The organism is Caedibacter taeniospiralis, assembly GCF_002803295.2.
GTDB lineage: Bacteria > Pseudomonadota > Gammaproteobacteria > Francisellales > Francisellaceae > Caedibacter > Caedibacter taeniospiralis.
This window is the reverse complement of record NZ_PGGB02000002.1, coordinates 62,663-88,968: the sequence shown is the minus strand read 5'-3', so window position 1 is coordinate 88,968 and position 26,306 is coordinate 62,663. Positions and strand designations below refer to the sequence as shown.

The window sequence follows — 26,306 nt, the reverse complement described above, 5'->3', positions numbered from 1 at the left end:
AATTTTAATATGGCAGGCGTTCAATACCTTAATGTTGATGAAGATCGAAACGGTCAGCGCATTGATAATTTTCTGATGGGTCAATTCAGCAAACTCCCTAAAACTCTAATCTACCGATGGCTTAGGAAGGGTGAGTTGCGGGTTAATAAAAAACGCGTTAAGCAAACTTATCGTGTGAGTGCTGGAGACATCGTACGCATTCCCCCCTTTACTTTGGAAGAAGACGCCATTATTAGGGTGAGTGACGATCATCTGTCTTTCTTAGAATCTTTAATTCTATTTGAAAACGATGACTATATGATTATCAACAAGCCTTGTGGCATTGCCGTGCATGGCGGCTCTGGAGTCACCTCAGGACTCATTGAACGCCTAAGGCAATTGCGTCCCCACGCCAAGAAACTGGAACTGGCACACCGCTTGGATAAAGAAACCTCGGGTTGCATGATTATCGCCAAAAAATACAGCATTTTAACTTACTTCCATGAAGCACTAAAAAAACGCGAAGTGCAAAAAACCTATCACGCCCTGGTTCATGGCAACTGGTCAAATAAAATCAAACAGATTGACTTACCATTAAAGCGTCATTTACTCCCGCATGGCGAGCGTATCGTGCGCGTTGACAAACTCGATGGGAAAGAAGCATTGACCAGTGTACGCATTTTGCAAAAATTCGACGATTACACCCTGGTTGAAGCCATACCCCATACGGGTAGAACGCATCAGATCCGCGTGCACCTTACGGCATTTGATCACCCGATTGTATGCGATAAAAAATATGGTGTTGAAGCAAAGGATCAAGGACTTATCAGCAAAGGTTTTAATCGCCTGTTTTTACATTCGGCAAGACTCTCCTTCAAAGATCCTAAAACAACAGAAGAGATTTACTTTGAAGCGCCTTATGATCGGGAATGCAGTAAGCTTTTAGATTTACTGTAAATCCACAGGCAAGAAATCGTGGTCCATTAGTTGAGTCACGCTATAAGGACAGTGCTCTGGAAATGCTTTCTTAGCTATGCCTGTTTCCAAAGCGGCAATGTTCACTGCGCGAATATACAACCTATCTTCAGTCATTAATCCTTCAATTAATCGATATAAGCTTGGACTATCTTCCAGCACATCTTCTATCGAGTTACGCTGTTCTCTGATAGTTCCTTGCCAACTTGAGCTTCTTTGATTTTCTTGATATTCCCACCCCAATAAGTGCGCAATAAGCACAATTAAACGATTTTTTTAACTCTCTAAAATCACTCTTACCCATGCTTTCCACTTCCTCAGCTAAGTGGTCTATATCTAGATTATCAAATGCTCTTTCCCGCAATGCCTTTACTGTTTGCATGGTCCAAGCGTAGAAGTCTTTCTCATAAAGTGTACTGGTCATAGATTATTCTCCTAAAATTTAGATCAACCCAATGCAAAAATCAGGCAGGAACCATCCACCCCGTAATTTCTTTGAGGACTTTACCCATCTCAGCTGGGGATTTGCTTACGGCAACGCCCGCAGCTTCAAGGGCTGCAAATTTCTCCGCAGCAGTCCCCTTGCCACCAGAGATGATCGCTCCCGCGTGCCCCATGCGTTTGCCCGCTGGGGCCGTAACACCTGCAATATAAGATACAACAGGTTTTGTTACATGCTTCTTGATGTATGCAGCGGCTTCTTCTTCAGCTGAACCACCGATCTCACCGACCATAATGATCGCCTCAGTTTGCGGATCATTCTGAAACAAGGCAAGTGCATCGATAAAATTAGTGCCTGGAATGGGATCGCCACCAATACCGATACAGGTTGACTGACCAAAGCCCAAAGCGGTCGTTTGATTAACTGCCTCGTAAGTCAAAGTACCAGAACGTGACACGATACCCACTTTTCCTGGCATATGGATATTGCCTGGCATAATACCGATTTTACACTCACCAGGCGTAATCACACCTGGACAGTTTGGACCGATTAAACGAGAACCTGAGCGCTCCACATAAACCTTAGTTTCAAGCATATCCATCACAGGAATCCCTTCGGTAATACACACGATGAGCTTAATGCCCGCATCAGCGGCTTCAATGATTGAGTCCTTACAAAATGGGGCTGGGACATAAATGACCGTTGCATCAGGCTTTACCGCATCAGCGGCTTCTTGTACCGTGTTAAATACAGGCAAATCCAAATGCGTCGTGCCCCCTTTGCCAGGTGTCACACCGCCAACCATTTTTGTGCCATAGGCAATCGCTTGTTCAGAATGAAACGTGCCCTGCTTACCTGTGAAGCCCTGGCAAATAACTTTTGTGTTCTTATTAACTAAAACGCTCATACGTGAGTTACCTCTTTAACTGCTTCAATGATTTTCTTCGCACCATCGGTAAAACCACCTGCTGCAATAATGTTTAAACCACTTTCTTTTAATTTCTTGGCACCCAGTTCCGCATTGGTTCCCGCTAGACGCACAACCACAGGCACCTTAACACCAACTTCTTCAACCGCAGCCATAATTCCTTCAGCAATCATGTCACAACGTACGATTCCACCAAAGATATTCACAAATACACCCTTAACCGCTGAATCAGATAGAATAATTTTAAACGCTTCCGACACACGCTCTTTGGTCGCGCCACCGCCAACATCCAGGAAGTTCGCAGGACGCCCTCCGTGCAGTTTAACGATGTCCATTGTGGCCATTGCAAGCCCCGCGCCATTGACCATGCAGCCGATATCACCCTCTAAGGCAACATAGTTAAGCTCCCATTCGGCAGCGCGCGCCTCACGCTCATCTTCCTGAGTCAAATCACGCCATTCAGCTAATTGCTGCTGACGAAATAAGGCATTATTGTCTACCGAAACCTTAGCATCTAAACAGTGTAAATTACCCTCCTTGGTGATCACCAAAGGGTTGATTTCTAAAAGATCAAGGTCTTTTTCCTCAAACATTCTAGCAAGACCTAAGAAAATCTTAGTAAATTGCTTGATCTGATTACCCTCTAATCCGAGCTTAAATGCGATTTTGCGCGCTTGATAGGGTTGCGCACCGACCACAGGATCAATAATTTCTTTAAAGATTTTGTGCGGCGTGTGAGCGGCTACTTCTTCAATCTCAACACCACCTTCTGTTGAAGCCATAAAAATAATACGGCGTGTACTGCGATCAACAACCGCACTTAGGTATAACTCTTTGGCAATATCAGTACAGCTTTCAATAAGAATTTTACTAACGGGTTGACCATGCTCATCGGTTTGGAAAGTAACAAGACGTGTACCCATCATGTTTTTCACAAATTTAGCAACATCTTCTTTGCTAGAAACAAGTTTAACCCCTCCAGCCTTACCACGACCGCCTGCATGCACTTGTGCCTTAACAACCCACATGTCGCCACCAATTTTATCAACAGCAACCAACGCTTCTTCAACACTTTCAACAGCATAGCCCTTAGAAACAGGCAAGCCATATTCAGCAAAAAGCTGTTTTGCTTGATACTCGTGTAAATTCATATCTTTCTCACTATCTACTTTATGGTTTGTTTAACAATGTTTTCATGCTCTTAGCGACACAAAAACGAAAACATCGGCAAGTATATCTGATAATCTGGTGCTGGTTAAGCGCCAATTGGCAAAGTTTTTGTTTTAGGATTTGAGAATGTGTATATACTCATGTAAAACCAATGACGCCCACTAAAAATTATGGATCTGTTAATTTCCGCAAAGCCAATCCTCTTAACTTTTGCAACCATTATTGCAGTCTGTATCGGCAGTTTTTTGAATGTTGTCATTTTACGCCTGCCTAAAATACTGGAGGATCAATACAAACGTGAGGCACAAGAATTACCTGGCGTAAATAATGGCGAAGGTCTTGCAACTCAACAACAAGAAAATATTCACCGAAGCTCCGCTTGCCCAAACTGCCACACCACTTTAAAAGCCTGGCATAACATCCCTGTGCTCAGCTTTATTTTTCTACGTGGGAAATGCGCCTTTTGCCAGCATAAAATATCCCCTATTTATCCAATTATTGAAATACTTAGTGGTGCTCTCATATTGTTCATCTTGTGGTTTTTTGGTATTAACGCTTTTAGCCTCTTACTTTGTGTACTGTGTTTCTTTCTTATCCCCCTTGTCGTGATTGACCTTAAGCATTTCATGTTGCCTGATGTGCTAACGCTGCCACTACTATGGCTTGGACTCTTGGCAAATTGTGCTTTTGTTTTCACCACCCCCACAATGGCGATACTAGGTGCAAGCGCAGGCTATGGCATATTATGGCTGGTGTTTTGGGTTTTTAAATGGATAATCAAAAAGGAAGGAATGGGCTATGGAGATTTTAAGCTTATGGCAGCACTTGGCGCCTGGTTTGGTCTTCAGAGTTTATTATTTCTCATTTTTGTGAGTGCTGTGTTAGGCATTGTTTTTGCTTTATGCGCAAGCCTTATTCGTAAACAACAACAAAACCTGATTCCTTTTGGACCTGCAATTGCACTTACTGGGATTCTTTATCCGTTTATAGGGCAAGCGATAACAGCCACATATTTTCAAGTGACCCTAGCCTTGTTTTAGGGTAGTACAACTACAGCCCGCAGCCATAATCCCAACTACAGGTCTTGGCAAACTCGTCATAATAGTTAGTATTTTTTTTGATAGCGCTTAAATATTCGCCAAAGTCCTGATCGAACATTGGCAGTGCAATTTCATGCTCTAAAGCCGTGATACGTTTAATGTCTCTTGCTGAAAAAGTCAGCACGTCTCTTTGGGTTAAATGAATACACGGCTGGCATTCCAGTGAGCGGTGGTTTAATGGCGTTTTAAAAGGGGTCTTGGCAATCAACTGATTACGCTCGTCTTCACCCATATCCGCCAGAAGATAGCGCACCTTGCGATCATCATAGCGCTGTGATTCCTCTATCTCATAAGGCAAATCGGCTTGCGCCTTACTCATTGATCGGCGGTTTGCCAAAAGTATGATAGCCTCTAAATTTTCATCATTTTTCTCAAGCCAATTAAGTATTGCCATGCCTTTTAAAAACCCTGCACACCAGTGAAATTGTTGAGAAGGAAATTGCTTACGTGCCTTAACTAACGCACTAAAATCATGCTCTGGCTTTAAGTGATAATGCGTAAATCCAAGCGCTTTAATCCAGCTACTAGCCTTATCCACACGAGCTTGCCATATGCTTGCCTGCCACCCTGTGTCCACTGATAGCACAATAACGTCTGACAAGCTAAGCTCATACGCACGCTGTATGAGAGCAATGCTGTCATCACCAAAATTAGCGACAATACAATACATGCTATAGACCGATTTGTTGCTTTAGTTTGACTAGTAGCTGTTGTGCCTCTATGCGAACCTTCGCCGCACCTTCTGCTAAATACTCATCAATAATCTGTTTATTTTCCAAAAGATATTCATACCTTTCACGCATAGGAGTTAGCACAACATCCATTTTTTCAAATAAAATTTGTTTCGCCTCACCCCAGCCAATCCCAGTTTGATAGCGTTCAGCAAGGATAGAAACTTCAGTCTCATCGGCAAAATGTTTGTAGAGCGCGAAAACCATACAGTCTTTTACTTCCTTAGGTTCTTCTGGCAGCTGTGAATTGGTGACAATTTTCATCACCAGTTTTTTAAGCAACTTACTTGGCGCAAATAATGGGATGGTGTTGTTATAACTCTTAGACATCTTGCGCCCATCTAACCCCAGAATGGTTTGCGTACTTTTATCGACCAACGCCTCTGGAGCCTTCAACAGGTTACATCCATAAATGTGGTTTAAACGATTGGCAATATCACGCGCAATTTCAATGTGCTGAATCTGATCTTTCCCCACAGGAACAAGATCCGCACTCAACATAATAATATCCGCTGCCATAAGCATCGGATAATTAAAAAGCCCCATCGTGACACCTGCATCTTCATCCTTTTCACCCTCGGCGATATTAGCATCCACCGCTGCTTTATAAGCATGAGCACGATTTAAAAGCCCCTTGGCAGTGACCGAGGTTAATATCCAATTAAGTTCCATAATCTCAGGAATATCTGACTGGCGATAAAACATCACTTTTTTTGGATCCAACCCTGCAGCGAGCCAAGTCGCTGCGATCTCGTAAATATATTGCTGCCTTAATTGACCATCCCATAGTTTGATGAGTGAATGATAATCCGCAATGAAGAAATAAGCATCAAAATCAGGATTTTTTGCCATTTCCAACGCAGGTTTAATGGCACCAATGTAATTACCGATATGTGGCGTACCAGAAGGAGTGATGCCTGTTAAAACAATTTTTTTATGGATTTCTTTCGCTATTTTTACTGCTTTCGTCATTTTTGTGGATGATACCTCATGGCTTTTAATGAGGTTCGCCAGTGTAACAGAAAAGCACTCATATACGTAACGCCTAAATTTGTGCTTTCGCGCAAGAAAGATTGTGAAAATGATTTTTGAGTGTTATACAATGGCGAGCTATGTGTATTCACCAAAGTGATCGATTTAACCGATGAGCTGGCTCACCAAAATTATTCCGCAATTACGCTCTGACTCCCAGAAAAAAGAACTTCCTGAAGGGGTCTGGCACAAGTGTCCATCTTGCAGTGCCGTGTTGTATCTTCCTGATTTAGTTGAAAACATGATGGTTTGTTCTAACTGTGATCATCATATGCGCTTAAATGCACGCCAGCGTGCGGGCTATTTTTTCGATAAGGATTCTGCTGTTGAATATTTCAGTGACGTAAAACCAAAAGATATTCTCAAGTTTAAAGACACCAAATCCTATAAAGACCGCTTAAGTGCCGCGCAAAAGAAAACCAAAGAAAATGATGCTCTTCTTGTATTTGATGGCTTAATCAATGCCAAAGCTGTGGTTGCAGCTATCTTTGATTTTAGCTTTTTGGGAGGATCAATGGGTGCAGTTGTTGGCGAGAAATTTGTACGTGCTGTGGATCTTGCGATTGAAAAACAGGAACCTCTTATCTGTTTTACCGCAAGTGGAGGGGCTCGAATGCAGGAGTCCCTTTTTTCCCTGATGCAAATGGCAAAAACCAGTGCAGCGCTTGCCAAACTAGCCAAACACAAACTCCCTTACATCGTGGTCTTGACTGATCCGACCACTGGTGGCGTCTCTGCATCTTTGGCAATGCTCGGAGACATCCATATTGCCGAGCCAAATGCACTAATCGGCTTTGCAGGTCCCAGGGTGATCGAGCAAACCGTGCGTGAAAAACTGCCAGAAGGTTTTCAACGCAGTGAGTTTCTGCTTGAAAAAGGCATGATCGATCGTATTGTGCATCGCCAGCAGCTTGCCAATGATATCAGTCATTTACTCGATAAATTGTTGCCAACGCAGCATAAGCACGTTGGTTAAAACCCCATTATGCCTGCGTTAAGCGTAAGCCCAGGTGACTGCATTGAAAAAATCATCAGTCAGATTAGTGCTTTAGCCTTTCCACAAGCCGCACTTCTGGATTTAAGACTTTTTCTGGATAGGCTTTGCGTTGATTATGAGCCAAAAATCATTACAGTGACGGGCACTAATGGCAAGGGTTCGACCGTTGCACTCATATCCCATATCCTGCAATACAATCACATTGACCATATCTGTCATATTTCGCCACACATTCTCCGATTTAACGAAAGAATCAGTTATAACCAGAAAGATATTAAAGATGCTGATTTGTTATCCTGTCTTAGGCGTATCTACCAAACCTGCCTGCAACTTAAACTCAAGCTCCGTTATCATTTTGTCAGTTTTCTTTGCGCCTGGCTTTATATTCAAAACAAAAAACCCTCCTGGGTAGTACTGGAAGTTGGTGTTGGGGGGCGGTTAGATCCCGCAAACTTATTTGATGCCGAGATTGCCATTATCACCACAGTTGCGCTCGATCATTGCAATCTCCTTGGTAATAGCATTGAGCAAATTGCCCTTGAGAAGGCACATATTGCACGTGCTGACAAGCCTGTTATCATCGGAAAAGTCTTGCCACCAAACGCAATGAATTATCTCAAGCAAATCAAGGCTATTATTGTAGAGACCAAGAATCACCCTGTCATTGACAACCATAACATTCACCCTAACAGCATGATCTGTGCATTAACGGCGATTGAGCAGATCCAGGGAAAGCTCAGCATCCCCAGTGATATAGCAAAATTAAGCGTAACTGGTCGATTTCAGGTCATACAACATAAACCCTTGATCATTGCTGATGTCGCCCATAATCCGCAAGCCGTAAGCAACTTTTTTACGCAAATTCAGGTCTTATTACAAGACGAGCCTAAAGAGCGGGTGATTGCAATCTTTACTGCCAATCAGCACAAGGATATTCACAGCATTATCCAGCATGGACAAGCCGTGGTAACACAGTGGCTTATTCCTGATTTAAGCGCGATTGATTCGCGTTTTACCTCAGTTATAGATGTACAAAAGCAACATCTTTTTCCCCGCAACAGCCTTTTTTTTAACACGCCCGTTGCGGCTTTTGACTACGTAACCCATAATGTTCACGACGATGACCTTGTGATGGTCTTTGGTTCTTTTGTGCTCATTGGTGAGCTGACCAGATACTGCGCGCAAAAACAAAACTCAACACTCACTCTCTGTCAAAAATGATTAGATAGACATCTCTGAGGCAGGGGAAAATGGGACTCTCTACTAATCTATTCAGGATAAATTTCACTAGCTAAGCCAACAATCAGTGAATCGGGTTTGATCGCGATGTTTGGATCCTTATTTTTATAGTCCAGCCTGGATAAAATAAAACGCATGGCATTAATTCTCGCCCGTTTTTTATCATCTGACTTAATCACCGTCCATGGTGCAAGCTCTGTATCAGTATGTAAAAACATGCTTTCCTTAGCCTCGGTGTAATCATCCCATTTATCCAGGCTTGCCCTATCAATAGGACTTAATTTCCATTGCTTTAATGGGTGAACTGAGCGAGATTGAAAACGTATTTTTTGTTCTTTTTGACTGACTGAAAACCAGAGTTTAAAAAGCTTAATCCCACTTTGTACCAACATTTTTTCAAGTTCAGGTGCCTGCTGCAAAAATAGTTCATATTGCTCAGGGGTACAAAAGCCCATGACTTTTTCAACCCCTGCACGGTTATACCAGGAGCGATCAAACATGACAATTTCACCAGCCATCGGTAAATGGCGAATATAGCGTTGAAAATACCACTGCCCCTGTTCAAGCTCTGTCGGTTTCTCTAATGCCACAACACGCGCACCACGAGGATTCAAGTGCTCCATCATCCGTTTGATTGTCCCCCCCTTGCCTGCTGCATCACGTCCTTCAAATATAATCAATACTTTTTGCCCTGTGGATCTTACCCACTGCTGCATTTTCAGAAGCTCAATCTGCAACTGGGTTTTTTGCTGCTCATAGACTTTTATGGGCATTTTTTCCTGGTATGGATAGATATTTTCAGTAAAAAGTTTTCGACGATTTAGTAAATCTAACGGTGCTTGACTCATATCCATTGGTGATCTTAACTTTTTGATTGCTTTATTGTAGGCGACTCCATAAATAACCACAAGCCAGGTACTTAGCCATAAAGCGTTAATCAAGGAAGTTGCGGAAAACTGGCATTTTTTTTGTTAGAATTGCCCCTGTTTGAACATACGGAGAAATGCGATGATTATTGTCACAGGTGGTGCAGGTTTTATTGGTGCTAACATCGTTAAACAACTTAACATTCGTGGACATCAGGATATTCTGGTGGTTGACAACTTAAAAAATGGTCATCAATTTATTAATTTGGTCGATTATGAAATCGCTGATTACTGCGATCAAAATGAATTTCTGCAAGCAATCAACACAGACTTAGCCTACCTAGCCCCGACATCTGGTCTTAGTTACCTCAAGATTGAAAATATCACTGCCATTATCCATCAAGGGGCATGCTCAGCTACTACTGAATGGGATGGGCAATATATAATGGATAATAACTATCAATACAGTAAAACGCTTCTGCACTTTTGTATGCGTCACAAAATTCCCTTTATCTACGCGTCAAGCGCTGCTACTTATGGTAATAACACTACTTTTATTGAAGAACGCCAATACGAAAGACCCGTCAATGTTTACGGCTATTCCAAGTTTTTATTTGATCAATATGTTAGAAAATACTTACCTCATGCACAAAGCCAAATCGTCGGCTTAAAATATTTCAATGTCTATGGACCACACGAAATGCACAAAGGCTCAATGGCGAGTGTTGCATTTCAGCACTATAAGCAATTTAAGGTCGCTAAAAAACTGAAGCTTTTTGGCGCCTATGATGGCTTCCAGGCGGGTGAGCAGTTGCGTGATTTTATCTATGTTGAGGATGCAGCAAAAGTTAATCTATGGTTTCTAGATCATCCCGAAACCTCTGGTATTTTCAACTGCGGCACAGGGACAGCTGAACCGTTTAATCGCATCGCCAATAGTATCCTTGATTTCTACGGCAAAGGTGAGTTGGAATATATCGAATTCCCAGATCACCTAAAGGGACATTACCAAAGTTATACTGAGGCTAATTTAGATAAACTCAGAGAAACAGGCTGTGATGTTGGGTTTAGAGACGTCAAAACAGGAGTAACTGAATACCTTCACTGGTTAGAAAAGAACAAAATATGATCTACAACACCCTGCGTTTTATTTACAGCCTGCTGTTTGGTTTAATTCTACCTTTTGTCACACTCCAAAAACTCATTCGTAGCCGTAAAAATAAAGGTTATCGTCAACGCATCTCTGAGCGCTATGGCTTTGTCCCTTTTAGATTAAAACAAAGCATTTGGATCCATTCAGTCTCCATGGGGGAGAGTATTGCTATTGCACCTTTGGTCAAAAAGCTCGCCAGCACCCGCCCCCAAGACCATTTTATTGTTACCACCATGACGCCAACAGGAAGTGCCCAGGTACAAAAGCTATATGCCACATTTAGCAATATCCATCACAGCTACATTCCTTATGACATTCCATGTTTACTCAAACGTTTTATCAAATGTGTGAAGCCTAAACTGTGCATTATTATGGAAACTGAAATATGGCCAAATCTCTTGGCAGTTTGTACCGCAAAGCAGATTTCAGTCATCCTGTTAAATGCACGATTATCTCAAAGATCTGCTGATGGCTACGCTAGAATCAGGTTTATAACGCGCAAAATGCTTGGTCAACTCACTCATATTAGTGTACAGTCAACCGATGATGCTAAGCGTTTTATTAATCTTGGCATGGTTCGAAACAAAATCAGCGTTGATGGGAATATCAAATACGATTTTCCGATTGCGCACGATCTGGCAAGTAACGCCAAAGCTTTGCGTAATACGTTTAACAAAAAGCATATCTGGATTGCCGCAAGCACTCATCAAGGTGAAGACGAAATAATATTAAAAGCGCATCAAACCCTGTTACAACAGTTACCTGACACACTTTTAATTCTTGTGCCCAGGCACCCCGAGCGTTTTGATCAAGTCGCTGAACTAATACAAAACCGACAATTAAATTGCAGCCGCAGAAGCCTAAACGAATCCACGCATAACATTGACATTTATCTTGCGGATACGATGGGTGAGATGATGCTATTGTACGCAGTAAGTGACGTCGCCTTTGTCGGTGGCAGCCTTGTGAATAAAGGAGGACACAACATGCTGGAGCCCGCAGCCCTTGCCAAACCCATTCTCTCTGGCACATCGGTGTTTAATTTTGCTGAGGTTGCCAGTAAGTTGCAGGCAGCTCACGCACTCACCTTTGTTACTCATAGCAATGAACTAGCCGTAGTCTTGCAAAAACTCTTTATTGAACCACAAATCGCCAAAGAACAAGGTGGTGCTGCCATTGTAGTTTTTAATCAAAACAAAGGAGCACTTGACAAGCAATTTTCAATCGTTGAGGCTTTTCTATGTTGAGCAAGTTCGCACGCATAAAAAATGACTTTGAGGTGTTTGCCAAAGACTATTTTTATCAACAAAATATCAGAAGCTTACGCCTGCAAGAGGCTATGGCATATAGTTTTTTAGAAGGCGGAAAACGCATCCGCGCAATTTTAAGCTATCTCAGTGGCGAGTGTTTCCAATGCAGTGAACACAATATCAAGCATATCGCTTTTGCCTTGGAAGCCATCCATGCGTATTCTCTTATCCACGATGATTTGCCTGCGATGGATGACGATCACCTTCGCCGTGGCAAGCCCACCTGTCACATCCAGTTTGATGAAGCTACCGCCATCCTGGCAGCTGACGCCTTACAAAGTCTGGCATTTCAGGCACTAAGTGAACTTAAAGACTTAAGCTTGGAACAGCTTAAAAAAATACTACACACACTTTCAACCCATGCAGGCAGCCAGGGGATGGTCTCAGGTCAGCAGCTAGATATTGAGGGCGAAGGTAAAAAACAAAGCATTGATGAAATCGAAACCATACATCGCCTTAAAACAGGCAAACTCCTGACTGCCGCAATTCTTTTGCCATTTGTGGCTTCGTCCCATTATCACAATCATTGTATTGAAAACCATTTAATCCAATTTAGCCAATCTATTGGACTGGCATTTCAGATTAAAGATGATCTTTTGGAAGCAACTTCTGATACACAGACTTTAGGCAAAGATAATGACAGTGACCTTAAGCTTAATAAGTCGACTTATCCTTTACTCCTCGGGATTGATGCTACACAAGCGCTTCTTGATGATTTATTTAATCAAGCTGCAGATCAGTTAGATAAACTTCATGCTTTTAACACCATGGGTCTTAAAGCGCTTTCTCAGTATATCATTAGCAGAACACATTAGGTTTTAACGTTTAATAATCGTTGCCTCTCCTGAGGTAAATACGCGTTGCTCATTCTCGCCTATCTTAAGCCTAAGCTGTCCTAATTCATTTACACCATTCCCGACACCTGAAACGACTTCCTTATTTAAAATACTCAAACTAATAGACTTGCCCTTTAAATAATCATAATGGTGATAGTCATCCATAAAATAAGCAAAACCCTCTTTTTCAAACGCTTTCAACGTAGTGATAAGTGCATTACTTACCGTAATTGCCAAAGCATTGCGATCAATATAAGTTTTTAGCTCATTTGCCAACGAGCTCCATGCTTGAGTTACTGTATCGTTTTTACGCATATTCACATTAATACCAATCCCAATAACAATCTGACTCTGTGCATTTGACTCAGCCTTCACTTCAATCAAAATACCTGCCAATTTTTTGCCATTAACATAAATATCATTTGGCCACTTGATTTTAAGATCAAGCTTGGGAAAACTTTGAGATAAAGCTTTGGTAACCCCGACGGCAACGGCTAAGCTTAAGCCTGATAAATCACTAAGTTCCTTGTTTAAGCTCACCTTCAACGAATAATATAAATTCTCAGCAAATGGTGAACTCCACACGCGATCAAAGCGCCCCTTGCCACGAGTTTGTTGTTCTGCGATACAAATATGATAACTGAACTTTAATGACGCATTTTGTAAATACGTATTGGTTGAGTTAATGCTTGGAAAGCATTCAACTAAAACATCTTTATGATTAATAGCTCCTGAAATAAACTGTTGATCAAGCATAATCAAAGGATCAACCAGCCGATAACCATGACTGCGATGCGACTCAATTTCAATATGATATTCACTTTGTAATTTTTGAATGGCTTTCCAAACTGCCGCACGCGTAATTCCAAGCGCATTGCCTATGGTGGTTCCATCGGTGTAACTCACGTGATTCAGTTGACTTAAAATTTTTAAAAATGTCATATTCACAGGCTGGGCTTACTCCACTCAAATAATTTGCTTTACTTTTGATATGTTTCTCATCTGGTTTCTACTAAAAGCTTTCATTTTCTTTATTTTTAGCCTTGTGCACTTTAGCCCAATGGCACTACCTTAGCATAGTTTGCCATCCATGGCAGCTTCGCATTGGCTCCTCACGCCATCCTGGCTCAGGATGACAGACTCCTGCTAACCAGAAGTCCGTCATTGCCGCACGGATGCAAGCAATCCAGTGCCATGGATGGTTGCTTTCCGCGCTCTAAGTATCATTGATTTAAACTCATTTTCTTAAAGTAGCGCCATTGCACTTTAGCCCCTTTGGCAGAACTACCACAGAGGTAGCTGCACTCTCTAAAAAAGAGCTTTTTCCCACCTCTGAATGTTTTTTGCCATCTTACTGAGCCTATTCACAAGCGTTACTAATATAAGCTCATTTTCCAGCAATTCCAATACTACTTTTGGTTTAAACTCCAGCATAACCACTCTTGAAGTTCATGATCAGTGAGTTTGTTGCATCACTCACAGGAACATCCCCATCAGTGGTCCACATAATAGCACCCCCTATTTCTTGTTCGGCGGCATAAGGCACCGCTAGCTAATATCATTGCCAGCGAGGTTGAAAGTAAGGTTTTTTTAATACTCATTTTTATCTCCAGTTGTGTTGTTTTTGAGCAATGCCATTTTATGGCTTAAAATACGATCTATTAAAGAAGAAGATTTATTTAATCCTTGAGGAAAACTTTTCCTGATCCAACTGGAGTTATACCCATCACAAACCATTTTGCGAGGGGTATACAGTTTGTGTTTTTTGACCATTGGGAAAGTGTCTGTCCTATATAAGTAAGGTGTCTCGTATGGTTTTGGCAGCTAGAAACTGTTACACTTCCTCCAGGTTAAATGGCTTGAGCAAAACAGATGAAAAAACTTCCGATTGGCATTTCTGGTTTAGCAGAAATCATCACGGGTGATTATATTTATGTCGATAAAACACCGCATGTTTATCATTTAGTGAATCGCGGCAAGTATTATTTTCTCTCACGTCCTAGACGTTTTGGTAAGTCTTTGTTAATTGATACGATAAAACAGGCATTTCTGGGAAATAAAGATTTGTTTAAAGGTCTATATCTGGAAAACAACTGGGATTGGGAAGTAAAGTATCCCGTGCTCCATTTTACCTTTGGTGAGGGTAATGCTGCAGATCCTGAAGCACTAGACGCTAAAATCAACAGCTTCCTTGATGATCACTACCAATTGTATGGAATTACCAATGTATACGAAGAGGTGAGCACGCGTTTTGCCCATCTTATACGCCAGCTTGCAAGCATCCACCACAAAGTAGTGATTCTGGTCGATGAATATGACAAGCCGATTTTGGATAATATCGATAATACCGAGATTGCCAGGGCAATGCGTCAGCGACTTAGAAACTTTTATAGCGTGATTAAATCTCAGGATGTGAATGTCAAATTTGCGATGCTTACAGGTGTGTCAAGATTCAGTAAAATCAGTATTTTCAGCGAGTTGAATAACTTAAAAGACCTTACCCTGGATAAGCGTTATGCCGATATTTGCGGCTATAACCAGGCAGAGTTGGAGCAGTCATTTGGATCCTACTTGAAAGAGGGGGAGGTTGATTTAGTCCAGCTTAAAAAATGGTATAACGGCTACAACTTTGCGGGCAGTGAAAGCCAGAAGGTCTACAACCCCTTTGACATTTTGTTATTTATCGATGGCGATTATCAGTACCAGTCCTATTGGTTTGAAACGGCAACGCCAACYTTTTTRGTCARGATGATYGAAAAGYAYCGTTAYTTTRTTCCTGATTTAGAGGATATTGTGGTGGGCGAGGAACTCTTAAGAACCTTTGATATCGATAATATGCCGATTGAAGCCTTATTATTTCAAACGGGCTATTTGACGATTAAAGCGGTAACCTCTCGCGGTCAGACAATAGCCTACCGTTTAAGCTATCCTAATTATGAGGTCAAATACAGCCTCAACAATTCTTTAGCTGTGATTGCTTCTAATCAAAGCGCTAAAGACAGGCTGATTGGTTGCCTACTCAATGTCTTGGAGACAGATGATTTTAAACGCCTGGAATTGATATTAAGCAGCCACTTCGCCTCTATCCCCAATGACTGGTATCGCAATAACCATATTGACGAATATGAGGGGTTCTATGCCAGCATTGTGTATAGTTTTCTAACGGCTTTGGGTTACGACACGATTCCTGAGGATGTCACTAATCGCGGCAAGATTGATTTGACGATTATCATGTACGATAAGATCGTGATTATCGAATTTAAACTCGCCAAACTGGGTGATGCCAAGAGTGCCATTCAGCAGATTAAAGACAAAAAATATGCTGAAAAATATCTTAGCAGCAACAAACCTGTTTATTTGATCGGTATCAGCTTTGATTCACAAGAGCGTAATGTGGTTGATTTGATTGCTGAGCCTTTTTAGCCACTTGGGACAAGCAATTGCTTGGGAGATGATCGTGTCAATGGCATATTTGCTCTGGGAGGCACGGTGTATGCAGCCACAGATGGGTGGGGGTTATTGATTTCAGAGGATATTCTAGCCCAAAATACAGCTACTTTTTCTTAGGTGCATAAATGTCAGTCGCAGTTCCTTCATAGACCTCAGTTGCCATCATAAGCGTTTCGGATAAAGTTGGGTGTGGATGAATCGTCAATGAAATATCTTCAGCGTCACAGCCCATCTCAATCGCTAATGCAGCTTCGGCAATGAGCTCTCCTGCATTAGGACCAACAATACCTGCACCAATAATAGTGTGGTTTTCATCATAAAGGATTTTGGTCATGCCTTCATTGCGCCCCATACTTAATGATCTACCGCTTGCTGCCCATGGGAAAACACCTTTGTCATATTTGATGCCTTTTTCCTTGGCTTCTTTCTCGGTCACCCCAACCCATGAAACCTCTGGATCAGTATAAGCGACTGCTGGAATACACTTGGGTTCAAAGTAATGCTTCATCCCAGAGATAACTTCCGCAGCAATGCGTCCTTCAGGCACGGCTTTATGCGCCAACATGGGTTGTCCAACGACATCACCAATCGCAAAGATATGTGATACATTAGTTCTTAGCTGATTATCGACTTTAATAAACCCACGCTCATCAACATTAACCCCTGCTTTTTCGGCATCGATTAACTTGCCATTAGGGGTGCGCCCAACGGCTAAAAGGATGCGATCAAAACGCTCGTTTTGAGCTTCCCTTTTGCCTTCCATCGAAACATAAAGTCCATCTTTCTTCGCTTCTACTTTGGTGACTTTTGTCTCCAAGCGAATATCATAACGCTTAGACATCATCTTTTCATAGGGCTTCACGATATCTTTATCCGCTGCCCCCATGAGTTGATCCATAAATTCAACCACGGTGATCTCAGAACCAAGTTCACTGTAGACCTGTGCCATTTCAAGACCAATGATACCCCCGCCAATCACCAGCATTTTCTTAGGCACTTCTTTCATTTCAAGCGCACCCGTTGAATCGATAATGCGAGGATCCTCAGGGATAAACGGCAGCTTAATTGAGCTTGAGCCTACCGCGATAATGGCATGGTCAAAAGAAATGGTTTTAATGCCATCTTTCGTTTCAACCGCAATTTCGTGACTTGAAGTAAACTTGCCATACCCTTGGACAATGTCGACTTTGCGCTGTTTTGCCAGACCTTTTAGCCCGCCTGTTAATTGGCTTACGATCTTGTCTTTATAACCCAGAATTTTATCTTTATTGAAGGTTAAATTATCAAAACTGATTAAACCCTCTTTTTCCAGATGACGGGCTTCATTGATCACTTTAGCCACATGCAAAAGCGCTTTTGATGGAATACATCCAACATTTAAACACACCCCGCCAATCGAGTCATAACGCTCAATCAGCACCACTCTCTTACCTAAATCTGCCGCACGAAACGCCGCACTATAGCCTCCAGGACCACTACCTAATACCACTAGTTCTGTTTTTATATCACTCATTTTTCTACCTTTCTTGCTAACTTTTACAAACTCCCAATTCAAGAAACACCCCGTCAGCCTACGGCTGCCACCCCTCTACAAAAGAGGGGAATTTTTCAACGGCTTTTCGCCCCCTTCGTTAGCGAAGGGGGCGAAAAGCGCCTTAAAGGAAGCAAACAGTTTTGCTTCCTTAGCTTTGAGCGCTGTAAGCTCCGCGCGCAGCTGGAGGACAACGCGAAGCGGACGGGGTAGTCTTGAAAAACAAAATGCCTTTATAAAAGAATCTCTCTTAAATCCGCCAAAATCGCACAATACCGCGTTAAGAACTGTGCAGCTAACGCACCATCAATCACCCGATGATCTGTCGATAACGACAATGGCAACATGGTTCTTGGCATAAACTCAGCACCATTCCACACGGGTTTTATCGCAGATTTTGACACCCCCATAATCGCCACTTCAGGCATATTGATAATCGGCGTAAATGCAGTACTTCCCAGCACACCCAAACTTGAAACGGTAAAAGTAGCCCCTTGCATATCATCCGAAAGAAGCTTGCCATCACGTGCCTTTTTTGCCAGGATCATAATCTCACGAGAAATCTCAAAAATACCCTTTGTATCGGCATTTTTAACGACAGGAACCATTAATCCCTTTGGCGTATCCGTTGCAAAGCCAATATTAAAATATTTTTTCACAATCAGACTCTCACCATCATTAGATAAGGAACTGTTAAAGCGTGGATATTCTTTTAACGTCACCGCCGCGGCTTTGATGAGGAAAGACAACGGTGTCACTTTAACGCCTGCTTTTTCGGCAGCCGCTTTTTTAGCATTTCTAAAGACTTCAAGATCGGTAATATCCGCCTCATCATAGAAAGTAACATGGGGAATCTTAACCCAGTTACGCGCCAGGTTTTTAGCGCTTAGCTTATTAATGCGCGACAAAGCCTCAACTTCAATATCACCAAATTTAGCAAAATCAATCTGTGGATCGGGTAATAAATCCAATCCCCCACCAGATGAAAGCTGTCCCGTCTGTACTAGCTGAACCGCTTTTTTAATATAGCTTTCGCAGTCTTCTTTACTGATTCGTCCCTTGCGCCCTGTTGCGACAACTTTGGATAAATCCACCCCTAAAATGCGTGCCAAACGGCGAACTGCAGGGGAGGCGTGAGCATTGGCATTATGCACCTCAATCACATCAACACCTTTATAGTTACCAACATCAGAAACCTCTACACTCATGGGTTGCGCTGACACAGCGACTTGCGTCATGGGCGCTTCAGATGGCTTAATGTCTGATTTCACCCCAGCTGAAGCTACTGCATCCGTTTCTACGGATAACACCAAAGTGCCTTTGGAGACCTTATCTCCAAGTTTGACATTAATTTCTTTGACAACGCCACCTACAGGTGCTGGCACTTCCATTGAGGCTTTGTCAGTTTCCAAAGTAATTAATGAGTCTTCTGCTTGAATAACATCACCCACTTTGACATTGACCTCAATCACATCAACATTCTTATAATCACCAATATCTGGTACGGTGACTTGCTGTATTGCCATGCAATTTTCCTCTTGTTAATTTATCTTTCTTTAATACTCACACGGGCGTATGTGATACGCCCCTACTAGTGGTTGATGGGATCAACACGTTCGGGGTCAACCCCATATTTTTTAATCGCATCTTTCACGGTTTTAACAGTAACCACACCTTCGCGTAATAAGCCAGTAAGCGCCGCAATCACCACATGATAACGATCCACTTCAAAAAAACTACGCAAATTCTCACGCGAGTCTGAACGACCATAGCCATCAGTCCCCAACGTAATATAATTCCTGGGCATAAATTCACGCAACTGTTCACTATAAAGTTTGATATAGTCGGTTGATGCGATCACAGGACCTTTACGATCTTTCAAGCACCTCTCAATATGGGTCTCTTTAGCCTTTTTATCAGGATGCAACATATTCCAGCGTGCAACGCACCGACTATCACGGTACAACTCATTGGCAGAAGTCATGCTCCAGACATCACTCGTTACACCAAAGTCTTTCTCTAAAAGCTCGGCTGCAGCTTCCACTTCACGTAAAATAGTGCCTGACCCCATCAACTGCACATGCTTTTTAGCCTCTGCCTTTTTAGCTTCTCTTAACAAATATAGCCCTTTGATAATGCCTTCCTCTGAGCCTTCTGGCATCGCACCATGCACATAATTTTCATTCATGACAGTGACATAGTAGAAAACCTGCTCACCTTCAACATACATACGACGCATGCCATCCCAAAGAATAACAGCAAGCTCATAGGCATAGGTTGGATCATATGATACACACGATGGAATTAACCCCGCTTGAATATGACTGTGCCCATCCTCATGTTGCAAACCTTCACCGTTAAGTGTTGTGCGCCCAGCAGTTCCACCTAACAAGAAACCCTTAGCATGTGAGTCACCAGCAAGCCAAGCCAAATCACCTATGCGCTGAAAACCAAACATCGAGTAATAAATATAAAAAGGAATCATCGCCACGCGATGCACACTGTATGACGTGGCAGCAGCTAACCATGAACAAAAGCCCCCAGCTTCATTAATACCATCCTGAATAATTTGACCATCAACGGATTCTTTGTAATACATCACCTGTGCCTTATCTTCGGGCACATACTGCTGACCACGATGATTATAAATCCCCAATTGACGGAATAAACCTTCCATACCGAAAGTGCGTGATTCATCCACCGTCACAGGAACTAGGCGATCTTTGAGTTCGTTATGACGCGTTAAATTGACAAACATGCGCACAAACGCGGTTGTCGTCGAAAACTCACGATCACCACTTGCTTCTAAAAACAGCTGAGCAAAATCCTGATAACCTGGAATGGGAAGTGGGGTGTTATTTTCAAATCGGGCTGGGGCATAGCCATCTAAAGTTTTGCGCTGCGCATGTAAATACGCGTGTTCTTTTGAGCCTTCCTGAAATTTAATAAATTCCATTTTCTCAACCTGTTCATCACTTGCCGGCACGTCAAAGCGATCACGAATATATTTCAGCGCGGCGGTATCAAGCTTCTTAATATTATGCGCGATGTTTTTAGATTCGCCCCACTCACCCAAACCATAACCTTTGATCGTCATTGGCAAAATCACGGTTGGTTTGCCCGTGTTATTATTCACCGCGCGCTGATAGGCAGCATAAACCTTAATGGGGTCATGTCCTCCACGCATTAAATTCTGCACATCCTCATCGCTATAACCCTTGCCCATTTCCTGAAGCTCAGGATCTCCGCCAAAAATCGTCTGATGCAGATCTTGTCCGCCACGGGAGCGTGCAAACTGCATTTGTCCATCATTCATTTGCGCCAAACGCTGTTGCAGCTTGCCACTTTTATCCTTGGCGAATAACGGCTCCCAATTGCTGCCCCATAGCACTTTAATAACATTCCAGCCAGCGCCTGTAAAAATTCGCGCAAATTCCTCAACAATCTTACCATTGCCATCGACTAAACCATCTAAGCGCTGCAGGTTACAGTTAATCACAAAAATAAGATTATCCAAGCCTTCACGTGACGCGCGATTAATCGCGCCCAAGGACTCAGGCTCGTCCATTTCACCATCACCACAAAATGCCCATACTTTACGATTTTTGGTATCAGCCAGTTTGCGCGCATGAAGATACTTCATAAAACGCGCCTGGTAAATCGCCTGCAATGGACCCAGCCCCATAGAAACCGTTGGAAACTGCCAATAAGCAGGTTGCAAATAGGGGTGCGGATAAGAAGATAAGCCCTTATCGCGATTAAATGCCTGTTGACGAAAGTTCTTTAACTGCTCTTCGCTTAGGCGACCCTCCAGATAAGATCGCGCATAAATAACAGGAGTCGTATGCCCTTGATAAAGCACAACATCACCTGGCTTTGTTTCACTTGGGGCATGGAAAAAATGATTAAAACCCACCTCATACAGTGTCATAATCGACGCACCAGAACCAATATGTCCGCCAAGGGAGCCATCTTTTTTATTGGCTTTTGCCACCATGACCGCGGCGTTCCAGCGATTTAAGTTCTCAATTTTTTTCTCGATTTCCAGATTCCCAGGATAGGCAGGCTGATCTTCCACCTTGATGGTATTCATAAATGAAATACTTTGGGCAGGCGCATACGCACTCTCAATGCCCATCTGATTCGCGCGATTTAACAATTGATTGACAATGAAACTTGCGCGCTCATTCCCCTCGCGTGCCACCACATCCTCTAAGGCTTCCAGCCACTCTTGTGTTTCCGTTATATCAATATCATGAAACCCTTCAGACATATTGCCTCCATAGACAGTTTAAACTTAAAAAGCTAAGCGCTAAAAATGGGAACAATTATAAACACAAGACTCGTGAAAATATAGGCGAATCAGCATTTTATATGGAATAAGAAAACCTGCGAAAGTACGTAACTTTTGGAGTATTTTATTCATCATTTCGTCCGATTGTGGACTCCTCCATTTGCAACAGACCACAAGCATGATATAAAAGCATTCCTAAACTTAGCAATATGCACAGGAGAAAAAAGATGCCATTGTCAAAAGAACATTATAAAAACTATTTTTTACAACAGTTCAATGAAATTCTGTTTGATCAGACAAAATTAATAGACGCCATCGTGGGAATAAAAGATTTAACTTTAAAAGGTTCACTCATAAAAGTAGAAGAACCTGTAGTCAAAGAGAAGTTACAACAGTACAAACCATTAACATATGATGCAATTTTAAAGGATTTTGATTTTGGCACCACTTTAGGAGAGGAGTCTTTGCGTACTAAGTATTTTTTGGATACTGCCAATTGGTCGAAGGAGCGGCGTTTCTTTATTGGAGCAGCGTACTCACAAGCCGTTGCTAATACCTTTGAAAAATTAACAGCAACCGATATGGTAAATGATAACTTAAGTCCACTTGAAGTAGATGATCTTGAAACTACTGATCCCACAGCCATAAAGTATCGGGAGTTAAAAGAATATGTGAAAGACCAGGGAGACTTATACAACGAATTACAAAATAGCGCGGTTGAAGCGGCACTAACAACTTTTGACTTTTATCATACAATTTCCGCTTTAAAAGCGGTAATGGAGACAAAGTCATTAACCCAGGAAGAGTTTGAAAAAATATTATTTCAGCCAGAGCAAACAGAGGAAGGGGAAAAGCTGCAAAAGCAGGCCTTGAAATCAATTATGCGGGGTACTTATGATACGAAAATAAAGAATCTTCTTGAGCTTATTAAAGCGAACAACATAGAAACCCTGGACGCACTAAATGAGAAAAGAGCACAACTTGTGTTAACAGAGGACGCTCATAAGGTATCTGAGCAATATGGCATTGATCAATCTCCTATAAAATTTGAGCCAAATATCGCCAACTTTAAGGCAATTGATGATATAAATCAATTATCCACTCAGGCAACCAATCTCGAGCTTAAATTCTTAGTTGGAACAATATATCAAAAGTTACGGGATGGTCAGTGGGAGACATCAATCAAAGAGGAGTTATCTCAAAGCATTGAGACATTAGAAAAGACTCTTATGACTATTGATACGAGTTGTGAGCAAATTTCACGCTCAAGTGTATTAAATACACAACAAAAATCAGAGATTAATCGTCACAAAGACGAATTATTTAAGGCAACCGTAGCGTTCGCAGATGATAGTTTGTGGAGCCCAGGCACAGATGATAAAAACAGAACAAAGTATATAGAAAGGATTAAAGAGTCTGAAGCTCAATGCAGGGCAATACTTGATGATTCTACCAGCAGAAAAATATTAAGTGCTTTAACAAATTTTTTAAGCCATGTGACTATCGTTGGAATGATCGCCAATATAGTCAATAAATGTACAACGGGAAACTGGTTGTTGTTTAAGCACACTGAAGAATCAAACAAATTAAAAGAAGTTGATCAAAGTGTAATGGCACTAAGTTAAGCACTGGGCTTTCCACGTCCTCCATAATGCAAAGCAAGTTAAACATGTGTCATATTTCCTTCAAACGCCCTAACACGCGGGCAGATTTACGGCTAATCCGCCTAGAGACGTCTCTTTATACTTGGTTGACATGTCTTTACCTGTCTCTTTCATGGTTTGAATTACCTGATCTAAGCTGACATGATGCTCACCATCTCCAAGTAATGACAGTTTCGCTGCATTAACTGCCTGTACCGCACCCATAGCATTACGCTCAATACAAGGGATTTGCACCAAGCCGCCAATCGGATCACAGGTAAGCCCCAAATTGTGCTCCATCCCCATTTCAGCCGCATTTTCTACTTGTGCTACCGACCCGCCCAAAAGTGCACAAAGTCCCGCAGCTGCCATGGAACAAGCAACACCCACTTCTCCCTGACAACCCACTTCCGCCGCGGAAATAGAAGCTCCTTTCTTAAATAAAATTCCGATCGCGGCAGTAGTCAGTAAATAATCAATGATCTCTTTTGTAGTGGTAAATGGATGACTCAATATATGATGTTTAAGAACAGCAGGGATAACGCCTGCGGCACCGTTAGTTGGTGCAGTAACCACCTTGCCACCTGCGGCATTTTCTTCATTAACTGCTATCGCAAAGACGTTTAGCCAATTCAGATCTTTAATATCCAAACGTGATTCTTCCAGACGCTTTTTAAGCTTATAAGCGCGACGCCTGACTTTGAGTCCCCCTGGCAGCTCACCATCGGTCATAAGACCCTTATCAATCGATTGATCCATCACCTGCCATAGCTGCAATACTCCTTTTTCGACTTCTTCTTTACTTCGCAATGAGCACTCGTTTGCCATCATCAAATCAGCAATATTCATTTGATGCGTTTGACATAAATACAATAAACCCTTGGCCGTTGAAAAAGGAAAAGGCACTTCATGAGCATCCACAGGGGCTGGATCATTTTGCTTACGCATCTCATGCTCATCCAGAATAAATCCCCCTCCTACAGAAAAATATTTTAACGAACTAAGTTTCGCGCCATTTTTATCCCATAAGGTAAAAAGTATACCGTTAGCGTGTTCAGGCAAGGCTTCACTGTAGTGAAAAATCAAGTCTTCTGCGTAGTCAAAATCAATCTCATATTGCCCTAGTAAACGCACCTTTTTGCTTTTGAGTATTTGCTCATAACCTGCCGCTGCCTTGCTAATATCAATACTGCGCGGTTCATAACCTGCTGCACCCAGGATGCAGGCATAGTCGGTCTTATGTCCTTTTCCCGTTAGCGCTAACGAACCAAATAACTCAATACTAAAGCGCGTTGTATTTTTCAGATAGGCTTCATTTCTCTGCAAAAAACGAAACGTCGCCCGCATAGGTCCCACAGTATGCGATGACGAAGGTCCAACCCCAATTGAAAACAGATCGAAAATACTAATATTCATAGAAACACTTGCCCTTAAGGAGTTCAGACCCATTAAAACTCGGGCTATAACCATCTTCCCGCCTATTTTACTTTAAACACTCCGTCCGCACGCCTGACCACTTTGAAGTGGTCAGGCAAGTRYYYWSMAGTGGTCAGGCAAGTGTCCACCCCTCTTGGAAAGAGGGGAATTTAATGCAAGTGGGCAGGAAGATGGTCATAGCCAAAACTCGCTCACAATAAATCAGTGGCTGGCAGAAGTAAAATAATTTACAATGCCCGCCAAAATATATCGCGAAATCACGCATGTTTAAAGATACTTTATTCTTAACCACTCAGAAAATCTTACCACAGGCCTTTTTATCACGCCTGGCAGGCAGACTTGCCAACTGCGAAAACCCTGCGATCAAAAACAAATTAATCTCACTGGCAATCAAACGTTTTAAGATTGACCTAAGCGATGCTTTGATTGAGGATCCTAAAGCCTACACAAGCTTTAATGCTTTCTTCACACGAAGATTAAAACCGCAAGCACGCCCGATTGATCAAAATGATCACAGCATTGTTTCACCTGCCGATGGTAAGATAACTCAGGCTGGAGAAATAACACATGGCAGACTTATTCAGGCAAAAGGCAAAACCTTTTCTTTAAAGGCATTAACTGCAAATACTCATACGGCGGACTATACCGATTTTGCCGTGATTTACTTATCCCCTTCGGATTATCATCGCGTGCATATGCCTCTGGATGGGCAGCTGACACGCATGATTTATATCCCAGGGAAACTGTTCTCTGTGAGTGAGCTCACCGCAGAAAATATCGATGATGTCTTTGCTAAAAATGAGCGCCTTATCTGCTATTTTGATACCGTGATTGGCGAAATCGCCGTAATTTTTGTCGGTGCGATGCTGGTTGCTGGTATTGAAACGGCTTGGCATAAGCTTGTTGCGCCAAACTACTATAACAAAGTGACTCACTTTGATTACAAAGATCAAAATTTACACTTTAACAAGGGGGATGAAATCGGTTTGTTTAACTTTGGCTCAACGATTATCACATTATTTCCTGATCACAAAGTTCATTGGTGTAATGCCATGTTGGGCAGCACCAAAATGGGTGAAATGATTGCAACTCAATCTTTTGGTTAAAAATCAGCCTATGAATATAAAGTTCAGTTCCTATTTATTCTTTGTTTGCCAATGATGTTTGACAACAACGCGCTTATGATTAAAAGC

The 26,306-nt window shown here is 42.2% G+C and carries 20 protein-coding genes and 2 pseudogenes; 10 read left to right on the top strand and 12 right to left on the bottom strand.

The features are described 5' to 3' along the window. The first annotated feature begins 9 nt into the window (after positions 1-9). Entirely contained in the window at positions 10-936 is a 927-nt protein-coding gene (locus CU053_RS01250) for an RluA family pseudouridine synthase (RefSeq protein WP_100551235.1), read from the top strand. Here the strand turns inward: CU053_RS01250 and CU053_RS06435 are convergent. The 4 genes and pseudogenes from CU053_RS06435 to sucC all read right to left on the bottom strand — a co-directional run. Next, positions 928-1,218 (bottom strand): DUF29 domain-containing protein, encoded by a 291-nt coding sequence (locus tag CU053_RS06435; RefSeq protein WP_325063823.1) that lies wholly within the window; start codon positions 1,216-1,218, stop codon positions 928-930. The genes CU053_RS01250 and CU053_RS06435 overlap by 9 nt on opposite strands. Then, on the bottom strand, positions 1,130-1,378 hold the full coding sequence (locus tag CU053_RS06620) for a DUF29 domain-containing protein (RefSeq protein WP_199244169.1): 249 nt from the start codon (positions 1,376-1,378) through the stop codon (positions 1,130-1,132). Before CU053_RS06620 ends, CU053_RS06435 begins: the two co-directional genes overlap by 89 nt. A 40-nt stretch (positions 1,379-1,418) precedes the next feature. Next, entirely contained in the window at positions 1,419-2,303 is an 885-nt protein-coding gene (sucD, locus tag CU053_RS01240; RefSeq protein WP_100551234.1) for a succinate--CoA ligase subunit alpha, read from the bottom strand. Further along, positions 2,300-3,478 (bottom strand): annotated as a pseudogene (sucC, locus tag CU053_RS01235) (ADP-forming succinate--CoA ligase subunit beta); the annotation flags it as partial. The pseudogene sucC and the gene sucD, both read right to left, overlap by 4 nt. Before the next feature lie 186 nt (positions 3,479-3,664). Here sucC and CU053_RS01230 point away from each other — a divergent pair. After that, on the top strand, positions 3,665-4,534 hold the full coding sequence (locus CU053_RS01230; protein ID WP_100551232.1) for a prepilin peptidase: 870 nt from the start codon (positions 3,665-3,667) through the stop codon (positions 4,532-4,534). A gap of 10 nt (positions 4,535-4,544) precedes the next feature. On the opposite strand, the gene CU053_RS01225 is transcribed toward CU053_RS01230, so the two are convergent. Then, positions 4,545-5,264: a phosphoadenosine phosphosulfate reductase domain-containing protein gene (locus CU053_RS01225; protein WP_100551231.1), complete on the bottom strand. Its 720-nt coding sequence runs from the start codon at positions 5,262-5,264 to the stop codon at positions 4,545-4,547. A gap of 1 nt (position 5,265) precedes the next feature. Continuing rightward, positions 5,266-6,267, bottom strand: a complete 1,002-nt coding sequence (gene trpS / locus CU053_RS01220; protein WP_100551251.1) for a tryptophan--tRNA ligase — start codon at positions 6,265-6,267, stop codon at positions 5,266-5,268. Positions 6,268-6,469: 202 nt separating this feature from the next. On the opposite strand from trpS, the gene accD reads away from it, so the two are divergent. Both accD and CU053_RS01210 read left to right on the top strand, forming a co-directional pair. Further along, positions 6,470-7,333: an acetyl-CoA carboxylase, carboxyltransferase subunit beta gene (gene accD / locus CU053_RS01215; protein WP_100551230.1), complete on the top strand. Its 864-nt coding sequence runs from the start codon at positions 6,470-6,472 to the stop codon at positions 7,331-7,333. A 9-nt stretch (positions 7,334-7,342) separates the two neighbouring features. Further along, positions 7,343-8,575 carry a bifunctional folylpolyglutamate synthase/dihydrofolate synthase gene (locus CU053_RS01210; RefSeq protein WP_100551229.1) on the top strand — a complete coding sequence of 411 codons (1,233 nt, stop codon included), beginning with the start codon at positions 7,343-7,345 and terminating at the stop codon, positions 8,573-8,575. A 47-nt stretch (positions 8,576-8,622) separates the two neighbouring features. Here the strand turns inward: CU053_RS01210 and ppk2 are convergent, their stop codons facing one another. Further along, positions 8,623-9,441 (bottom strand): polyphosphate kinase 2, encoded by an 819-nt coding sequence (ppk2, locus tag CU053_RS01205; RefSeq protein ID WP_100551250.1) that lies wholly within the window; start codon positions 9,439-9,441, stop codon positions 8,623-8,625. A 160-nt stretch (positions 9,442-9,601) separates the two neighbouring features. On the opposite strand from ppk2, the gene rfaD reads away from it, so the two are divergent. Genes rfaD through CU053_RS01190 form a run of 3 tightly spaced genes read left to right on the top strand, consistent with a single transcriptional unit; the run spans position 9,602 to position 12,737 of the window. Next, entirely contained in the window at positions 9,602-10,588 is a 987-nt protein-coding gene (gene rfaD / locus CU053_RS01200; protein WP_100551228.1) for an ADP-glyceromanno-heptose 6-epimerase, read from the top strand. Then, positions 10,585-11,859: a lipid IV(A) 3-deoxy-D-manno-octulosonic acid transferase gene (gene waaA, locus CU053_RS01195; protein ID WP_100551227.1), complete on the top strand. Its 1,275-nt coding sequence runs from the start codon at positions 10,585-10,587 to the stop codon at positions 11,857-11,859. Before rfaD ends, waaA begins: the two co-directional genes overlap by 4 nt. Next, on the top strand, positions 11,853-12,737 hold the full coding sequence (locus tag CU053_RS01190; protein WP_100551226.1) for a polyprenyl synthetase family protein: 885 nt from the start codon (positions 11,853-11,855) through the stop codon (positions 12,735-12,737). Before waaA ends, CU053_RS01190 begins: the two co-directional genes overlap by 7 nt. A gap of 3 nt (positions 12,738-12,740) precedes the next feature. Here the strand turns inward: CU053_RS01190 and CU053_RS01185 are convergent, their stop codons facing one another. Beyond that, entirely contained in the window at positions 12,741-13,700 is a 960-nt protein-coding gene (locus CU053_RS01185) for a biotin--[acetyl-CoA-carboxylase] ligase (RefSeq protein ID WP_100551225.1), read from the bottom strand. Positions 13,701-14,630: 930 nt separating this feature from the next. On the opposite strand from CU053_RS01185, the gene CU053_RS01180 reads away from it, so the two are divergent. Beyond that, a complete protein-coding gene (locus CU053_RS01180) occupies positions 14,631-16,181 on the top strand; it encodes an ATP-binding protein (RefSeq protein ID WP_100551223.1) in 1,551 nt (516 codons plus the stop codon). 130 nt (positions 16,182-16,311) lie between these two features. Here the strand turns inward: CU053_RS01180 and lpdA are convergent, their stop codons facing one another. The 3 genes and pseudogenes from lpdA to aceE form a co-directional block, all read right to left on the bottom strand. After that, the gene (lpdA, locus tag CU053_RS01175) at positions 16,312-17,721 is read right to left on the bottom strand and encodes a dihydrolipoyl dehydrogenase (protein WP_100551222.1); all 1,410 of its coding nucleotides are present in this window, start codon (positions 17,719-17,721) and stop codon (positions 16,312-16,314) included. Between the two features lie 251 nt (positions 17,722-17,972). Continuing rightward, positions 17,973-19,259: pseudogene (gene aceF, locus CU053_RS01170) on the bottom strand (dihydrolipoyllysine-residue acetyltransferase); the annotation flags it as partial. Between the two features lie 71 nt (positions 19,260-19,330). Next, complete coding sequence (gene aceE / locus CU053_RS01165) at positions 19,331-22,012, bottom strand: pyruvate dehydrogenase (acetyl-transferring), homodimeric type (RefSeq protein ID WP_100551220.1); 2,682 nt, start codon at positions 22,010-22,012, stop codon at positions 19,331-19,333. 248 nt (positions 22,013-22,260) lie between these two features. Here aceE and CU053_RS01160 point away from each other — a divergent pair, with 248 nt between their 5' ends. Then, positions 22,261-23,658: a hypothetical protein gene (locus tag CU053_RS01160; protein WP_100551219.1), complete on the top strand. Its 1,398-nt coding sequence runs from the start codon at positions 22,261-22,263 to the stop codon at positions 23,656-23,658. Between the two features lie 69 nt (positions 23,659-23,727). Here the strand turns inward: CU053_RS01160 and CU053_RS01155 are convergent, their stop codons facing one another. Beyond that, positions 23,728-25,092 carry an L-serine ammonia-lyase gene (locus CU053_RS01155; protein WP_100551249.1) on the bottom strand — a complete coding sequence of 455 codons (1,365 nt, stop codon included), beginning with the start codon at positions 25,090-25,092 and terminating at the stop codon, positions 23,728-23,730. Between the two features lie 284 nt (positions 25,093-25,376). Here CU053_RS01155 and asd point away from each other — a divergent pair, with 284 nt between their 5' ends. Then, positions 25,377-26,219: an archaetidylserine decarboxylase gene (gene asd / locus CU053_RS01150; RefSeq protein ID WP_100551218.1), complete on the top strand. Its 843-nt coding sequence runs from the start codon at positions 25,377-25,379 to the stop codon at positions 26,217-26,219. Positions 26,220-26,306: the final 87 nt, after the last annotated feature.

Bases quoted from the DNA above. Each gene is read 5' to 3' on its own strand.
- CU053_RS01185 (WP_100551225.1), bottom strand. From the start codon at position 13,700: ATGACATTTTTAAAAATTTTAAGTCAACTGAATCACGTGAGTTACACC.
- ppk2 (WP_100551250.1), bottom strand. From the start codon at position 9,441: ATGAGTCAAGCACCGTTAGATTTACTAAATCGTCGAAAACTTTTTACT.
- CU053_RS01190 (WP_100551226.1), top strand. From the start codon at position 11,853: ATGTTGAGCAAGTTCGCACGCATAAAAAATGACTTTGAGGTGTTTGCC.
- CU053_RS01155 (WP_100551249.1), bottom strand. From the start codon at position 25,092: ATGAATATTAGTATTTTCGATCTGTTTTCAATTGGGGTTGGACCTTCG.
- asd (WP_100551218.1), top strand. From the start codon at position 25,377: ATGTTTAAAGATACTTTATTCTTAACCACTCAGAAAATCTTACCACAG.
- sucD (WP_100551234.1), bottom strand. From the start codon at position 2,303: ATGAGCGTTTTAGTTAATAAGAACACAAAAGTTATTTGCCAGGGCTTC.
- aceE (WP_100551220.1), bottom strand. From the start codon at position 22,012: ATGTCTGAAGGGTTTCATGATATTGATATAACGGAAACACAAGAGTGG.
- CU053_RS01250 (WP_100551235.1), top strand. From the start codon at position 10: ATGGCAGGCGTTCAATACCTTAATGTTGATGAAGATCGAAACGGTCAG.
- CU053_RS01230 (WP_100551232.1), top strand. From the start codon at position 3,665: ATGGATCTGTTAATTTCCGCAAAGCCAATCCTCTTAACTTTTGCAACC.
- accD (WP_100551230.1), top strand. From the start codon at position 6,470: ATGAGCTGGCTCACCAAAATTATTCCGCAATTACGCTCTGACTCCCAG.
- CU053_RS06620 (WP_199244169.1), bottom strand. From the start codon at position 1,378: ATGACCAGTACACTTTATGAGAAAGACTTCTACGCTTGGACCATGCAA.
- CU053_RS01210 (WP_100551229.1), top strand. From the start codon at position 7,343: ATGCCTGCGTTAAGCGTAAGCCCAGGTGACTGCATTGAAAAAATCATC.
- waaA (WP_100551227.1), top strand. From the start codon at position 10,585: ATGATCTACAACACCCTGCGTTTTATTTACAGCCTGCTGTTTGGTTTA.
- CU053_RS01160 (WP_100551219.1), top strand. From the start codon at position 22,261: ATGCCATTGTCAAAAGAACATTATAAAAACTATTTTTTACAACAGTTC.
- lpdA (WP_100551222.1), bottom strand. From the start codon at position 17,721: ATGAGTGATATAAAAACAGAACTAGTGGTATTAGGTAGTGGTCCTGGA.
- CU053_RS01225 (WP_100551231.1), bottom strand. From the start codon at position 5,264: ATGTATTGTATTGTCGCTAATTTTGGTGATGACAGCATTGCTCTCATA.
- rfaD (WP_100551228.1), top strand. From the start codon at position 9,602: ATGATTATTGTCACAGGTGGTGCAGGTTTTATTGGTGCTAACATCGTT.